This window comes from Saccharothrix hoggarensis (genome assembly GCF_042678885.1).
Taxonomy (GTDB): Bacteria; Actinomycetota; Actinomycetes; order Mycobacteriales; family Pseudonocardiaceae; genus Actinosynnema; species Actinosynnema hoggarensis.
This window is the reverse complement of sequence record NZ_JBHTLK010000184.1, coordinates 1-14,693: the sequence shown is the minus strand read 5'-3', so window position 1 is coordinate 14,693 and position 14,693 is coordinate 1. Positions and strand designations below refer to the sequence as shown.

Annotated in this window: 13 protein-coding genes and 1 pseudogene; 4 read left to right on the top strand and 10 right to left on the bottom strand. The window is 69.6% G+C overall.

Annotated elements, in window-relative coordinates; genetic code table 11:
• Positions 1 to 332: GntR family transcriptional regulator (locus tag ACFQ3T_RS27035; RefSeq protein WP_380727213.1), on the bottom strand; the 332-nt coding region annotated here is incomplete at its 3' end.
• A gap of 67 nt (positions 333 to 399) precedes the next feature.
• Between ACFQ3T_RS27035 and ACFQ3T_RS27030 the strand changes: the two genes are divergently transcribed.
• The gene (locus ACFQ3T_RS27030; RefSeq protein ID WP_380727211.1) at positions 400 to 1,047 is read left to right on the top strand and encodes a pyridoxamine 5'-phosphate oxidase family protein; all 648 of its coding nucleotides are present in this window, start codon (positions 400 to 402) and stop codon (positions 1,045 to 1,047) included.
• Here ACFQ3T_RS27030 and ACFQ3T_RS27025 read toward each other — a convergent pair.
• The 4 genes from ACFQ3T_RS27025 to ACFQ3T_RS27010 all read right to left on the bottom strand — a co-directional run bounded on the left by ACFQ3T_RS27025 (position 1,031) and on the right by ACFQ3T_RS27010 (position 4,477).
• Positions 1,031 to 1,498 (bottom strand): cysteine dioxygenase, encoded by a 468-nt coding sequence (locus ACFQ3T_RS27025; protein WP_380727209.1) that lies wholly within the window; start codon positions 1,496 to 1,498, stop codon positions 1,031 to 1,033. The two genes, ACFQ3T_RS27030 and ACFQ3T_RS27025, sit on opposite strands and share 17 nt — an antisense overlap.
• 216 nt (positions 1,499 to 1,714) lie before the next feature.
• Complete coding sequence (locus tag ACFQ3T_RS27020; protein ID WP_380727207.1) at positions 1,715 to 2,773, bottom strand: cystathionine gamma-lyase; 1,059 nt, start codon at positions 2,771 to 2,773, stop codon at positions 1,715 to 1,717.
• Entirely contained in the window at positions 2,770 to 3,774 is a 1,005-nt protein-coding gene (locus ACFQ3T_RS27015) for an NAD(P)H-dependent glycerol-3-phosphate dehydrogenase (RefSeq protein ID WP_380727205.1), read from the bottom strand. Before ACFQ3T_RS27015 ends, ACFQ3T_RS27020 begins: the two co-directional genes overlap by 4 nt.
• Position 3,775: 1 nt before the next feature.
• A complete protein-coding gene (locus ACFQ3T_RS27010; RefSeq protein WP_380727203.1) occupies positions 3,776 to 4,477 on the bottom strand; it encodes a lysophospholipid acyltransferase family protein in 702 nt (233 codons plus the stop codon).
• A 108-nt stretch (positions 4,478 to 4,585) separates the two neighbouring features.
• On the opposite strand from ACFQ3T_RS27010, the gene cofC reads away from it, so the two are divergent.
• Both cofC and ACFQ3T_RS27000 read left to right on the top strand, forming a co-directional pair.
• Positions 4,586 to 5,194: a 2-phospho-L-lactate guanylyltransferase gene (gene cofC, locus ACFQ3T_RS27005; protein ID WP_380727201.1), complete on the top strand. Its 609-nt coding sequence runs from the start codon at positions 4,586 to 4,588 to the stop codon at positions 5,192 to 5,194.
• A gap of 215 nt (positions 5,195 to 5,409) precedes the next feature.
• A pseudogene (locus tag ACFQ3T_RS27000) lies at positions 5,410 to 6,413 on the top strand (IS481 family transposase).
• A gap of 621 nt (positions 6,414 to 7,034) precedes the next feature.
• Here ACFQ3T_RS27000 and ACFQ3T_RS26995 read toward each other — a convergent pair.
• From ACFQ3T_RS26995 to ACFQ3T_RS26975, 5 genes are all read right to left on the bottom strand, one after another.
• Positions 7,035 to 7,223: a hypothetical protein gene (locus tag ACFQ3T_RS26995; RefSeq protein ID WP_380727199.1), complete on the bottom strand. Its 189-nt coding sequence runs from the start codon at positions 7,221 to 7,223 to the stop codon at positions 7,035 to 7,037.
• A gap of 245 nt (positions 7,224 to 7,468) precedes the next feature.
• Positions 7,469 to 10,081 (bottom strand): DEAD/DEAH box helicase, encoded by a 2,613-nt coding sequence (locus ACFQ3T_RS26990; protein WP_380727197.1) that lies wholly within the window; start codon positions 10,079 to 10,081, stop codon positions 7,469 to 7,471.
• Between the two features lie 3 nt (positions 10,082 to 10,084).
• Positions 10,085 to 12,211 carry a site-specific DNA-methyltransferase gene (locus ACFQ3T_RS26985; RefSeq protein ID WP_380727196.1) on the bottom strand — a complete coding sequence of 709 codons (2,127 nt, stop codon included), beginning with the start codon at positions 12,209 to 12,211 and terminating at the stop codon, positions 10,085 to 10,087.
• A 74-nt stretch (positions 12,212 to 12,285) separates the two neighbouring features.
• Positions 12,286 to 12,681, bottom strand: a complete 396-nt coding sequence (locus ACFQ3T_RS26980; protein WP_380727194.1) for a TrmH family RNA methyltransferase — start codon at positions 12,679 to 12,681, stop codon at positions 12,286 to 12,288.
• Positions 12,636 to 14,198 carry an LVIVD repeat-containing protein gene (locus ACFQ3T_RS26975; protein ID WP_380727192.1) on the bottom strand — a complete coding sequence of 521 codons (1,563 nt, stop codon included), beginning with the start codon at positions 14,196 to 14,198 and terminating at the stop codon, positions 12,636 to 12,638. The genes ACFQ3T_RS26980 and ACFQ3T_RS26975 overlap by 46 nt, the downstream gene beginning before the upstream one ends.
• A gap of 87 nt (positions 14,199 to 14,285) precedes the next feature.
• Between ACFQ3T_RS26975 and ACFQ3T_RS26970 the strand changes: the two genes are divergently transcribed.
• Positions 14,286 to 14,492 carry a hypothetical protein gene (locus tag ACFQ3T_RS26970; RefSeq protein WP_380727190.1) on the top strand — a complete coding sequence of 69 codons (207 nt, stop codon included), beginning with the start codon at positions 14,286 to 14,288 and terminating at the stop codon, positions 14,490 to 14,492.
• Positions 14,493 to 14,693 lie beyond the last annotated feature (201 nt).

The following is a 14,693-nucleotide window of genomic DNA, read 5'->3' as shown; positions in this document are numbered from 1 at the left end:
GCGTGCGCGAGGTCGACCACGTGCGCCTGCGCGGCCGGCACCGCGGCACGGCGCGCCTTGGACTTCAGCGCGCCCGGCGGCGTCGTCGTGACGTACGTCCCCGAGCCGTGCCGCCCGGCGATCCAGCCCTCGGCGTGGAGCTGCTCGTATGCTGCTGCCGTCACGGTCCGGCTCACGCCGAGCCGTTCGGCCAGCGCCCGCGTCGAGGGCAGCCGGTCACCGCTGCGCAGCCTCCCGTCGGCCGCCGCCGCGCGCAGGGCGTCCGCGAGCTGCACGGCCAGGGGTTCGGCCGAGGCCCGGTCCAGGACGACCGCCAGCGCCGTCTCCGCCAAAGTGGTCTCCTCAGATCGCCGAGAATTGGCTCTTGAAAGGTGCCACTTTACCGGAGAAGGTCAGCGCATGACGTTGTCACCGACGCCCCGCAGCACCATCAAGCGCGGGCGCAACCGCGCCGTGACCGAACGCGAGGCGCTGCACGCCGTTCTCGACGCCGCCCTCGTCTGCCACCTGGCCGTCGTCGTGGACGACGCGCCGCTGGTGCTGCCCACCGGCTACGGCCGCGACGGCGACACCCTCTACCTGCACGGCTCGACCGGCGCGCGCAGCCTCCGCACGGCCGCCACCGGCGTGCCCGTGTGCGTCGGCGTGACGATCCTCGACGGCGTCGTCTACGCCCGCTCGGTGTTCGACCACTCGATGAACTACCGGGCCGCCGTCGTGCACGGCACCGCCGTCCCGGTCACCGACGACGACGCCAAGATGCACGGCCTGCGCGTCATCACCGAGCACATCGCGCCCGGCTCGTGGGACTACGCCCGCCTGCCGACGCCCAAGGAGATGGCCGCGACCGCCGTGCTGTCGCTCGACCTCACCGAGGCGTCGGTGAAGATCCGCAGCGGCCCGCCCGGCGACGAGGAGGACGACGTCGCCGCCAACGAGCGGTGGGCGGGCGTGCTGCCGGTCCGCACCGTGTGGGGCGAGCCCGAGTCGGACCCGTCGCTGGTCGGCGAGTGGGACGTGCCGCCGCACGTCACCGCGCGGAGGTAACCCCGGACAGCGGGTCGAACCGGACCGGCCGCACCGTGCGCCCGCCGTCGCGGTACACGTGGATCGTGACGGCGGGGTCGGCGCCGTCGTTGCGCACCTGGTGCACGTACGACGGGCCGAAGACGCGCGACTGGCCCGCCACCAGGTGGTGCAGCACCTGCGTCGGGCCGGGCGTGACGACCTCCGTCAGCGAGCCGCTGACCACGGTGAACGCGCCGCTGGTCGCGCCGTGGTCGTGCAGGTCGGCGCGCTGGCCGGGCAGCCAGCTCATCAGCCACACCTCCTGCTCGTCCGTCTTCTCCACCAGCGCGGCGAACCGGGTGTCGGGGTCGTAGCGGAGCAGGTGGGCCCAGCGCTCGCGCCGGGCCGCCACGTCGAGCGCGATCCGCACGGGGTGCAGGGCGGCGTGCGACTGGGGCAGGGCGATGGTGTTCTCCGGAACGGCGAACATGGTTCCTTCTCGGGACTCGGGTGGTTGCGAGCCTCACGGGCTCGCGGGACGCGAGGCGATCACCGAGAGAGACAGAGCGCGCTGGCGACCAGGCTGAGGTCGATGTGACCCCGCCCGTCGATCATGGCGCGGAAGGACATGGTGACGAGGGTGGCAGCACGCCGTCACCCGCGCAACCACGTCCCACGAACTGGACCCGTCAGGGGGAGACGCCGGTCACAGCGACCGGAGCACGTCCTCGACCAGGTCCGCGGTGTCCTCGCAGCCCGCGGACAGCCGCACCAGGCCCTCGGGCACCGGGTCGCCCCACTGCGCGCGCCGGTCCAGGCTGGTGTGCAGGCCGCCGAAGCTGGTGCTCGCGAACACCAGCCGCGACCGGTCGAGGAACGCGGCCACCGCGTCGGCGTCGGCCAGCTCGAACGTCAGCACCCCGCCGAACCGGCGCATCTGCCGCTTCGCCACCTCGTGCGCCGGGTCCTCGGGCGCGCCGGGCCACCGCAGCCCGCGCACCGCCGGGTGCGCCTTCAGCGCGTCGTACAGGGCCGCCGCGTTCGCCGCCTGCCTGGTCAGCCGCAGGTCCAGCGTGCTGAGGTCGCGGTGCGCCAGCCACGAGTAGGGGGGGCCGGGGATCGCGCCGCCGGTCGTCCGCGCCGCCCGCACCCGGTCCGCCAGCTCCGGGTCCGAAGTGGACACGTGACCCAGCAGCACGTCGCTGTGACCGGCCACGGCCTTCGTGTCGCTGCTCAGCACCGCGTCCGCGCCCAGCCGCAGCGGCTGCTGGCCGAGCGGCGTCGCGGTCGTGTTGTCCACCGCCACCAGCGCGCCCGCCGCGTGCGCGGCCTCGGCCAGCGCCGCGATGTCGCACACGTCCAGACCGGGGTTCGACGGCGACTCCAGCAGCACCAGCCGCACCCCGTCGAACGACGGGTACGGCCCGGCGGTCGGCGCCTCGACCACGTCCACGTGCAGCTCGGCGACCAGCGTGCGGGTCAGGTAGTAGCCGTCGCTCGGCACCACCACCACGTCACCGGGCCCCAGGACCACGCGCAGGAACGTGGCGATCGCCGCCATGCCGGACGGGAACAGCACGGCCGTGCCGCCGTCCAGCTCGCCGAGCGCGGTCTCCAGCGCCCGCCACGTCGGGTTGTGCGCCCGGCCGTACGTGTCGTCGCCGCCCAGGTGGTACGCCGACGCGAACACCGGTCCCGCCAGGAACGGCTCGCCCGGCGCCGCCGGCGTCGAGTGCACGACCCGCGTGCCGTCACCCCAGGTCATTGACGTTCCGCCTTCCGCTCGCGGCCCAGCAGCGCCGCCGTCAGCACGCGTGGGTCCAACCCTTCGTGGCACACCTGGTGCACGCCGTCGGTGATCGGCATGTCCACGCCCACCCGCGCGGCCAGCTCCCGGATCGACGAGCACGACTTCACGCCCTCCGCGACCTGCCCGTGCGCGGCCTCCTGCGCCTGCGCCAGCGTGTCGCCGCGGCCGAGCCGTTCCCCGAACGACCGGTTGCGCGACAGCGGCGACGCGCACGTCGCCACCAGGTCGCCCAGGCCGGCCAGCCCGGCGAACGTCAACGGGTCCGCGCCCAGCGCCGCGCCCAGCCGCGCCGTCTCGGCCAGGCCGCGGGTGATGATCGAGGCCATCGTGTTGTCGCCGAACCCGAGGCCCGCCGCCATGCCGCACGCCAGCGCGATGACGTTCTTGCACGCCCCGCCCAGCTCGCAGCCCACCACGTCGACGTTGGTGTACGGGCGGAAGTACGAGTTGGAGCACGCGTGCTGCAGGTCGACCGCGCGGTCGTGGTCGGTGCACGCGATGACCGTCGCCGTCGGCTGCTCCGCGGCGATCTCCTTGGCGAGGTTCGGCCCGGACACCACCGCGACCTGGTCCTCCGGCACGCCGGCGACCTCGCGGATCACCTCGCTCATCCGCTTCAACGTGCCCAGCTCCACGCCCTTGGCGAGGCTGACCAGCGTCGCGCCCTCCGGCAGGGACGTCCGCCAGCCGGTCAGGTTCGCCCGCAACGTCTGGCTCGGCACGGCCAGCACCACGGCCTGGGCGCCGTCCAGCGCCTTCGCCGCGTCGGCCGTGGCGGACAGGTTGGCGGGCAGCGTGACGCCCGGCAGGTAGTCGGCGTTCACCCGGCTCGTCGAGATGGCGTCGGCGACCTCCGCGCGCCGCGCCCACAGCACCACGTCCGTGCCGGAGTCGGCCACCACCTTGGCGAAGGCGGTGCCCCACGACCCGGCGCCCAGCACCGCGACCCGGTCCACGTCAGGCCTTCTTGGCGTAGAAGCCGTCGGGCGCCTGCTCGTCGCGGATGTCCGCGAGCAGGCCCTTGACCTCGGTCATCAGCACGTCGGTGACCTCGCGCAGCAAGGCGAGGTTCTGCGGCTGCGCCCGGTAGGCGTCCAGGTCGACCGGCGGGCCGACCTTCGTCACCACGGTCTTGCGCGGGAACGGGCGGAACTTCTTGCGGTAGTGGTCGTAGACGTCGCGGGTGCCCCAGCGCGCGGCCGGCAGCACCGGCACGTCGTGCTCCAGCGCGAGCCGCGCCACGCCGGTGCGGGACGTCATCGGCCAGCCGTCCGGGTCGCGGGTGATCGTGCCCTCGGGGTAGATGATCACGACGAGGCCCTGCTCCAGGGCCTCGTGGGCGGCGCGCAGGCTCTGCTGGGCGTCGGCCGTGCCGCGGTAGACCGGGATCTGGCGGGCGCCCTTCACCACGGCGCCGAGCACCGGGACGTTCCACAGGCTGTGCTTGGCGAGGAAGTGCGGCACGCGGCCCTGCTTGTGCGTGAGGACGGCGTCGTACACCGGGTCCAGGTGGGACACGTGGTTCATCACGATGAGCGCCCCGCCTGTGCGCGGGATGTTGTCCCCGCCCTCGCTGCGCCGCCGCGCCATCATCGCGGTGGCGGGGTAGAAGACCGCCGCGGCGAGCCCGACCCAGAAGCCGCCCTTCTCCTTGGCCACGTGCACTCCCTCTTCGTCGTGGACCTGGAGTCTTCCCCACGTCGCCGGAGGCGACAATCAGTCCCGAGCCCCCGGCCAGGTCCGGCCGGCATCGGGGAGTATGGCGGGGTGGGAGCCGACGTGGACCTGGTGGTGCCGGTCAAGACGCTGGACCGGGCCAAATCGCGGCTGGTGGGTGCCGGGTTCGACCGGCCCGCGCTGGCGCTGGCGTTCGCCGTGGACACGATCGCGGCGGCGTTGCCCGCGGTGCGGCGTGTGTTGGCGGTCACGTCCGACCCGGCGGTGGCGCTGGAGCTGCGGGCGCTGGGCGTGGAGTCGACGGCCGGACCGGAGGGGTTGAACGAGGCGCTGCGGTTCGGGTTCGAGGTGCTGCGGGCGCGGGACGCCGGGTCGGTGGTGGGCGCGTTGCAGGCGGACCTGCCGGCGTTGCGGACGGTGGAGCTGGCGGCGGCGCTGGCGGCGGCCCGCGGCCGTTCGTTCTGCCCCGACCGCCAGGGCACCGGCACGACCCTGCTCCTGTCCGCGCCGGGCGGCCCCCTCGACCCGTCGTTCGGCGTCGGGTCGGCCGGGGCGCACGCGGCGTCCGGTGCGGCGGCGCTCGTCGGGCCGTGGCCTTCGCTGCGGCACGACGTGGACACGGCCGAAGACCTGGGGCTGGCGGCGGTGCTCGGCCTGGGGCCGCGCACGGCGGCGGCGTTCAGCCCGGTGGCCGGCTGACCGTTCCGCGGTCTCGCTCACGGGCACCGGTCGGCGGCTGATCCGGTCCGCGGCTGATCCGGCACGCGGCCGATCCGGCGCGCCCCCAACGCCGCCAGCTAGCTTTTGCGGGTCTTTACGTTGGTGACGGTGGGATGGGACTAACGGCGGACGGGTCTTCCGGCGGCAGGATGAGAAGTGCGACCAACTCGTCCGCCGAGCAGAAAGACCCGTCCGTGCTCCACCGTAACGCCCCGCTGTCCGTCGAAGGCCGCCACCGCCTGGTCCAACGCTGCAAGACCCGCCCGATCGCCCACGTCGCGGCCGAGATGGGCATCTCGCGCCAATGCGCCTCGAAGTGGGTCAACCGCCACCGCCGCTATGGCGAGGCAGAGCTGCCGGACCGTCCCAGCGTCCCGCACCATCAACCCACGGCAACCTCCGCCGAGGTCGTGGCCCGCATCGAGCGACTGCACCGGGACCACAAGTGCTCGGCCCGCCGCATCGCCCTGGAACTGGAAGCCGACGGCGTCCGCATCTCCGTGCGCACCGTCGGGCGGCACCTGGCCCACCTCGGCCTGAACCGTCGCCGATTCCTTGCTCCGACCGGCGCGAAGAACCGGCGTCCCCGCCGGATCACCGCTCGGTGGCCGGGCCACATGGTGCACCTGGACGTCAAGAAGGTCGGCGTGATCCCGACGGGGGCGGCTGGCGGGTCCACGGCCGCGGCAGCGAGCAGGCCCGACAGGTCGAACGCGCCAAGAACAAGGGCTCCCGCGCCGCTACACCTACCTGCAGTCCGCGGTCGACGGGTTCTCCCGTCTGGCCTACACCGAGGCCCTACCCGACGAGAAGGCGGTCACCGCGATCACATTCCTGCACCGGGCCAGGGCGTTCCTCGCCGCCCACGGCATCGGCCACATCCACCGCGTCGTCACCGACAACGGCTCCTGTTACCGCGCCCACGACTTCGCCAAGGCCCTGCTCAGAGCCCGTCACCAGCGCATCACGCCCTACACCCCGCGACACAACGGCAAGGCCGAACGCTACAACCGCATCCTCACCGAGGAGTTCCTCCACGCCCAGACCTGGAGCAGCGAACAACAACGCACCGACGCCTTGGCCGTCTGGAACGTGCACTACAACTACCATCGGCCGGCCCCACACTGCCGCCGGAAACCAACCGCCAGCCACCCGGCTCCACACCGGCGTCACCAACGTCCTGGCCTCATACACCTAGTAGTCGAGTCAAGGTCCCACCCCGTTGTCGCCTACGCGGGTCGCCAATCAATCTCACGGCGTACCGCTTCCCCGACAAACTCTACCAAGCGTTGTACCCGTTCCCGAACTCACGCAGCTTCGCATTGCCGCGGCGCTCTAGATCCTCGCCGGTGAGCACCCTGCAGATCGGTCGGAAGCGTTGAAAGGTGAGCCGACAATTCAGTCAGCTCTTTGACGGCGGCACGTACGTGGGGTCGAGTACCCTGACACTCAGCCGGCTTACCTCAACACCAGCACCGAGCATCTCCTCGCTGAGCCCTTCGGGGAGTTGCGTGTACTTTCCTTCGCGCCCTGCATGTGATCGAAGTGCATCGCTTTGCCTGTCAGGCGCGCCATCGTCTGCAATGCGTCCTGCAGCGACAAGAGCGTCTCCCGCTGGAACGCGTGACTCTCGTTTTCCAGCTGGACAGCGCGTTCGAAGCGCCGTGACTCGCTCTCACGGAGATGAGCTCTCGTCGCGTCGTCGCTCGTTCAGACCAGCGAAGAAATACCCGCCCAGCGACGCGAGAAGCGTCGCCACGGCGATAAGGATCTGGGTTAGCGGTGTCAAATCCATCGTGCCGTCCGTCCTTGCCTCGCCTCAGCTCATCGACCGCGTCGCGTAGTAGCCCCGCGCATCGACCTCCTTGTCGAGCTGGTCGACGTAGGACGCTTTGAGGTCCCTGCGCGGCCGCAATGGGAGTGCCCGCAGAGCCTGCTCCAGCTGCAGGTGCGACTGGCCGGGGTGCTGCCGGTTGACCACGAACTGACGCAACTGCGCGGTGTCCACGGGCAGCTGATTGAGCGCGGCGCTAAGGCCGTCGAGCGCGCTGAGGTACAGCGCCGGCTGAAGCGCCGCCTTGTCATGTCGGCCTCATCGAGCCACTAGATGATGTCCTGCCGGCTCTGCTCAGAAGCGGCGTCGTCGTAGCGCGCGGCCACCAGGGGCGTCCTTCTTGAGCTGAAGGTTCTTCCAGACCGGGTGCTTCCTGTACCGCTCATAGCCTGTCGCCACATCACCTCATTTCGACCGGTCTAGATTTCCTCTGGAATGATCGTGTACTTCGTGCCGTGCTCCTCGTAGAGGCGCTTGATAGAGTCGCTGTCCGCCGGCGACTCGTAGACCGCGCGACGGATCTTCGAGCTCTTCAGGTCGAGACCTTGCAGGATGCCGTCCTTCTCGATCCCGACCGCGATGATCCGGTCGAACTCCTCCCCGTACTCGTCCGCGTACTCCGCCAGCGCCTTCAGCTTCGGTGCTGAATCGCCCAGGTGCGCACCGTGCGGGTCGATGATCGACGGGCGCAGCTCGCCGTCCACGAGGTGCACGAAGACGAAGTCCGGCTGCACCGACTTCCAGGACTCGCCCGACTTGTGCGCAATCCGCAGCGAGTGCTTCCCCGCCGTCGAGGGGTTCCGGTACCAGCCCTCGAGCGTGCCGAGGCTCTGCTCGTACTTGATCGTTGCCCGCTCCCAGCGGTTCTTCGCCATCTTCTGCTCGAGTGGGTAGTCTCCCTCGGCCGTCGAGAGCAGATGCTTCTTCTCGGCGGGAAGCGGATTCATGTCCGTGTCCACGGAGTCGACCCGCTCATCAGTCTTGATCTCGACGACGTCACGCTCCGGCTCTCGAGCCATTTCCAGGATCGCTTCGTAGGTCGGTTTCCGCGAGTCGGGCAGGCTTGCGATGCCGTTCTCCTTGGTCGTCAGCCACAGGCGGGTCAGCGAGTCGGCCGCGTCCTCCACACGCTTCTGCACGTTGGCGTCGATGAATGCCAGGGCGGCGACGCGCGCTCGGATCGCTGTGATGTCGACGGCGGTCGGATCGCCCTCCTCGTACGCGTCGTTGATCGCTACCTGAATGTTGCGGCCCAGGTAGCGGTTAACGACCGAGGAAGTGAGTATGCGTTTGAGGTGCCGCAGCGCGTCGTCGACGGTGGCCGCGTCGGCATCGCGGGTGTCGGTCGAGTCCGACGCCTCGCCCTTGCCCCGCTCGACCAGGATCCGGCGGATGTCCGCCGTCATGATTAGCTTGGTTTGTGCCTCGACGTCGTCGAGGTTGGCCGAGATGATGCTGTCGAGGACGTCGAACATCGCCTCGTGCGCCAGATGGTCGGCGTTGGCGACCAGCTCGTCCTGGGCGAGCGCCTGTGCAGCCTTGAGGATTCGCTTGATCGGACGCGGCGCAGCGGCCGGCTTCCGGAACGACGGGAGGTCCCGGATGAGCCGGAACACTTCGTCGGGCACGTCATGGTTGCGCTGCAGCGTGACCGGCTTGAGCATGACCTTGCTGACCGCCGCGCCGCGCTCGCCCGAGCGCGGCTCGCGCATGCCCATGATCTCCTCAGCGACGATCTTCGCCGTCTGCTTGTCGAAGTAGGGCAGGTAGCAGGAAGCGGCGTTGAGGCGCTCGACGCTGGTCTCCTGAGCCAGCGGAGTGCGGACCATGCGCCCGAGAAGCTGGGTAACGTAGGTGTCGTCGTTAGCTGGGCGCAGCGAGACGAGGACCTCCGCCCGGGGGCAGTCCCAGCCGGTCGAGACCGCGTCCTTGGCCAGCAGGACCCGGATGCGATGGTCGTGCTGCACGTCCTGGGGGGCGACTTTCGGGATCTCGTACGCGCCGACCTCGATGGTCGCTCTGTCGCCGAGGACATGGGCCACGCAATCCGCGGGCATGTCCGGCCAATGTTTGCGGATCGTCTCCAGGACGAGGTGGATGATCTCGTCCTCCTCCTTGAGCCCCTTCTCGGTGTCGCGCTCTCCCGCGCTCTTGTTCGGGATCTGCGCGACCAGCAGCGGCACGACGCGGTCGATGCCCTGCTCGTCGCAGTAGGCATCCCACGCCTCGCAGATCTCGACGAAGTCGAGCGTGGCGTCACGGACCATGGTGGTCGAGAAGTCGCCGTCCTCATCCGGGATGTCGAGAGTCAGCGCGTTCTTCAGCAGGCCGGAGTCCTGCACGTCCTTGGGGTCGATGACGACGTTCTTCTCCTTCGTGAACGCGTCGGCCTTCGTCATCGCCTCGTCGAACCGCTTCACAGTCGCCGAGATGCCCCAGACGATCGGCACGGCCGGGTTGACGCCGTTTCCGTTGATGATCTTCTGCACGATCGTCTGCTCGGTGCTCGTCGGGGACTTCATGCCCTCGTGCGCCTCGTCGAGGACCATGTACAACGTCTTGTCCGGGTCCTTGATCGTGTTGGCGAGAATTTCCCAGAACGTGAAGTGCCGGGTGTCAGTGTGCTTGACGAAGTCCGCCCGGTCGCGGAGCTTATCCGGATTGATGAAGTAGACGGTTCCGGTTTGCAGCGACTCCTCGGAGTACGTCTTGTCGAGGAGCACCAGGTCGCCGGCCGGGATCCGGTCGGCGCACTCGATGAAGCGGCTCTTCGTCTGGGCGTTCAGCGCCGGATCCTTCGATACCCAGAGCACGACAGCAGACGGATCGGGCTCGACGTTGAACTCGTCGCTGCCGTGCAGGAGCGCCTCGATTACCGTCGCAGCGATCACTGTCTTGCCGGAGCCCGTGGTGGACGAGAGAGCGAAAGCCGTGCGCCGCTGCCGGCCGTGCCAATCCTCACGCGCATAGCCCAGCGTGGTGAGGATCGTGCCGACGGCGGTCGTCTGGTAGTCCTTCAGCGTGAAGCGCATCGCTCAGGCCCTCCCGGTGTTGATCTGGAACGTGCGCAGGTAGGACTCGTAGAGCCGCACCGATTCGACGGCGTCGGGCAACTGCCCCGCAATGGCCTGGTACTGCGTCTCGTCGTCGGTGACGATGTAGGCGATCCGCAGACCCTCTACTTTGTCGACGGCCGCGAGGAACTCCCTGGACGCGTCTACGTTGAACAGCGCGGCATAGGTGTCGGCAACGTCGAAGGTGTTGCTGCGCTCGTCGATACGACGGCCCTCGGAGCCAGCCCGCATCCACAGCAGCGGGGCGATCCGCTCGAACGCCATGTCGGCCTCGACCAGGGCTGGGTTCTCGTAGGTCAGAGTGAAGAACTCGACGTTCTCCTCCAGTCCGTCAGAGATCGGGAACTCGTCCACGAACTTGTACTCGCCGTTGATCGGGTCGCCGGCCGGAGTCCGCCCCGTGATGGCGGCCTCGATACGCGGCTTGGTGATGTGGTCGCAGATTCCCAGCGCCTCCCAGTCCGGGTGGCCCGGCCGGAGCTTCTTCTTCACGAGCCCCTTCTGCTCGTCGGCGGAGACCTCGTTGTTGGTGACCGAGATCGAGTGACGTCTCCCTCCGTCCTGCCTGTTCAGGCGCATGACGGCGTGCGCGGTGGTCCCGCTGCCGGCGAAGAAGTCGAGGATCAGCGCGTCGGGCTTGTGCGACACGAAGAACCGGAGCGCATCCTCTACGGCGTAGAGCGACTTCGGGAACGGGAACTTCCGACCGGGGAGCAGCTTGCTGATGAGCCGGCTGCCGCTGTTTCCGGCATCGTGGCTGGTGATGCGCCAGACGTCGGTGGGCAGGAACCGGGTTTCGTAGGACGAGGCGTCTGTGATCACCGACCCGTCCGCCCGATGACCCGTCACCTGGAAGTCGCCCCTGGTGACCTTCGCGCTCTCGCCCTGCTTCAGGTAGTAGACCGTCGTGCTTCCTTCTCGCCACCCGCCGAGGCGAGCGTGCCCCTTCGCGACGAGCCCCTTCAGCATCGTGGCGCTGATGCGCCACCGCCCTTCAGACCCGTCCTTGCGGATGGGCCACACCGCCGTTGCGCCCGCGGGCGCATCGACCTCCGTGCGGTCCTGCCCGTAGTAGGGCTCGCCGATGTCGACGAAGACGGGCCCCTCTGGGGTGTCCCGGACGAAGACGGGGTAGAACTGGTTGACGCTGTCCGCGCGCGCCGAGTCCGCCCCGCTCCGGATCAGACGGCTCCAGTAGAGGTCCTTCTTGTTGTCGGTCTTCACAGCATTCCACTCGGCATCGAGGACCTGCGGCTCCGGCCGAGAGACGCCGAGCTGGACGAAGAAGAGGTACTCGGCCGCGCGCGCGAATGTGCCCTTCCTCGTCGCACCGGCGGAGTTGATCGAGCTGCTGACCATCGTGATCCGTGCTTCCGGGAAGCACTGCTCCAAGAGCAGCCCGAGACGCAGGTACTCCTTCTCGTCGATGGTCACGATCAACACGGAGTCACGAGGGTCCAGCAGTCGACGCGCGACCTTCAGCCGCCGCTCCATGAACGCGAGCCACTTGCTGTGCCGGTAGGAGTCCTCGCCGTCGACGTAGTCGTTGTTGTACTTCCAGTCCCTCGCGCCCGAGTTGTATGGCGGATCGATGTAGATGCAGTCGACCTTGCCCTGATAGGTGAAGAGCATCGCCTCGAGCGCGTGATAGTTCTCGGCGTTGATGACCGCGTGGAACGGCTTGTCGCCGCCGCGCTCGACCTTCCCGGTCGAGACGAGGCCCGGATAGATCGGATCGCGGAAGTCCGCGACGAAGACCAGGTCTTCGAGGGCTCGTGTGGTCTCCTCCTTGGTTCTCGGGTCGAGCAGGCTGGCCACGCGCTTGCTCTTGGCCCCCGAGATGGCGGTGACAATCCAGTTCGCCTTCGACTCGACCTCGGTCTCGCCGCACGGCGGCAGGAAGCGCACCTTGTCGCCCACGGAGATCGGTCGCCCCGTGAGCGCGACGGACTCCGGGGTGTGTCGCTCGAAGTTCAGCCCGAACTGCCGCCTGCTCTGCAGTGCGTCGAAGTGCCGGCGCAGCTCCTTGGCCGTGTCCGGGTCGCTCTCCTCGACGCGCGCGAGGAGCGCTCGCAACTCGTTGCTCACAGGTTGATGCTCCAGTCCTTCGTAACTACTTCACATCCTGCCGGATGCCGCCGACAACGCTGGGACACCACCCGCTACCGCGTCGCGTAGAACGCCACCGCGGAGCTCGCCGCGACGTTAAGCGAGTCGATCCCGCCCGCCATCGGGATCGTGACGCGTCGATCGAGTACCTTCTCCGTCTGCGGCTCGAGCCCGTGTCCCTCAGTCCCGAACACCAACGCAAGGTTGTCATGATCCTCGGCGACCAACTCATCGAGAGTGATCGCGCCGTCTCCCAGCGTCATGCCTGAGACGACGTAGCCAGCCGCCTTGAGTTGGTCGATCCCGCTGGGCCACGGGTCGATCCGCGTCCACGGGACCTGGAACACCGTGCCCATCGAGACGCGAATGCTGCGTCGGTACAGCGGGTCGGCGCAGCGAGGCGTCACCAGGACCGCGTCGACCCCCATGGCCGCGGCCAAGCGGAACACGCGCTGTCGTTCGTATGGTCGACCAAGGAGTCGAGGATTGCGATGCGTGAGCGTCGCTTCGATGGCGCAGCGGAGCCCGCCGCGCTGCACGTTTTGGAACACCCCACGTTGGTGTGCGTGGCCTGCGCCTCGTACGCCGCCGTGGTGAGCTTGACCACCTCGACGCCGCGCGCCAGGTCCGCCACGAACACCCGCCCCCGGTGCCAGTACGGCGCGAACGACACCGCGCCCTCCGGCCGCCAGTACGCCACCTGGATCGGGTGCGCCGGATCGGTGATGTCCAGGAACCGCGTCCCCTGCTCGTACCAGGAGTACGCCACGATCCGCTGGTGCACGTCGAAGTAGTGCGCCGAGCAGAACGTGTCCGGCCCCGGCAGCGTGCCCTCCTGGTCGTCCGGCGACCACACCCCCACCGTCTTCAGGTGGAACGGCCGCTCCGGCGTCGCCCGCCACGACTCGCCGTCCGTCGAACCCTCCAGCGACGAGATGACGAACCGGCCCTGGTCCTCGCACGTCGCCGACCCGAACGCCTCCTCGGTGTGCAGCAGCAGGCTGCCCGCCGGGTGCTCCCGCGACGGCTTGGGCCCGTCCTTCAGCGTCCGCCCGACCGGCCGGAACGAGTTGTGCGAGAACGACGTCGGCATGTCGAGCTTCGGCGCCGCACCGCCCGCGTACGGGATCGGGTCGTACGCCGTCGCCTCCCGCACCTGCCCGCTCAACGGGTCCCGGTGCCAACCGCGCGTGTGGTAGCCCCGCGTGCCGCCCGTGCCCGCCACCCACGCGATGCCCGCCGCGTCCACCTGGACGTCGTGCGTCATGTGCGTCTCGCCCTGGTTGCGGTTCAGGTCGACGTACGTGGCCAGGGTGACCGGCTCGCGCGGGTCGCGGATGTCGGTGACGAACACCTTGCCGGACCGCCGGTAGGTGTCGGGGTCGGTGGACGGCGTGCCGTCGTAGCCGGTCGTCCACAGGTACGAGCAGTCGTTGACGCACGTCGTGATGTGGCCGGTGCCCATCGGCTGGAAGCTCAGCAGCTCCAGCCGCTCCGGGTCGGCCGCGGACACGAAGTAGACGCCCGTCGGCCGCTCGTTGCCCGGCTGCCGGCCGAACGCGCTGCGCTCGCGGGCCAGGAACACGAGCTTGCGGTTCGGGTCGACGGTGACGTCCTCGTTCTCCCAGAACCGCTGCTCGGGGTCGTCGCCGGGCAGTGCCAGCTCCGGCTTGGTCAGGTGGTCGAGCAGCCGGGGCCGGTCGGCGTCCGTCACGTCGTAGGTCTTCAGCCCGAACGTGCCGCTGAGGAACATGACGTCGCGGTGCCGGTACTGCAGGAAGTTGATGGAGACGGCGCCTTCGGTCTCGGGGATCGCCGCGCGCAGCTCGACGTTCCTGGCCGCCGCGGCCAGGCCCCCCGCCTGCCGTCCCGGTTCCGGGACCGACGCGGACGCCGTGCCGGGACCGACGAGCCCTCCGGCGACGGCGAGCAGCGACGCGGTCACCACCCCTGCCAGAACCCTCATGCCCACTCCCTCCGGTGACGGGGTCACTCCGGAGCGTGGCAGGGACGCCGGCGTGGTCACCACCCTCCGATCGGTTAGCTTGGGGACGTGACGAAGCGCATGGCCGAGCAGGCGACGGTGAGCGCGCACCACCCGGACGGCTCAGCGACCGTGCTGCGGGACGACGGCGTGCTGGTGGACGTGTCGGCCGACGCGGTGGCGCGCGGGGGCTGGCGGTCGCTGCGGGCCGGCCAGCGGGTCACACTGGTGCGCGACGAGGCCGGTGACGTGCGGGGCGTCCTGCGGCCGGTGTGACCCGGCCGGTGTGACGCGGAGTTCACCTCGTAGTCGGCTCCGATCAGCGCGGAGTCGCCCGTTCTGGGGAACAATGCTGATCGTGAGCACGGAAAACACTCCCGAGCAGCCCGCGCCGAAACGACGGACGAGGACGCCGCGGGCGACGCCCGCTGCGAGCACCCCCCGCCGTCGCCCGCGCCCGGCGGTCCGGCGCGGCGG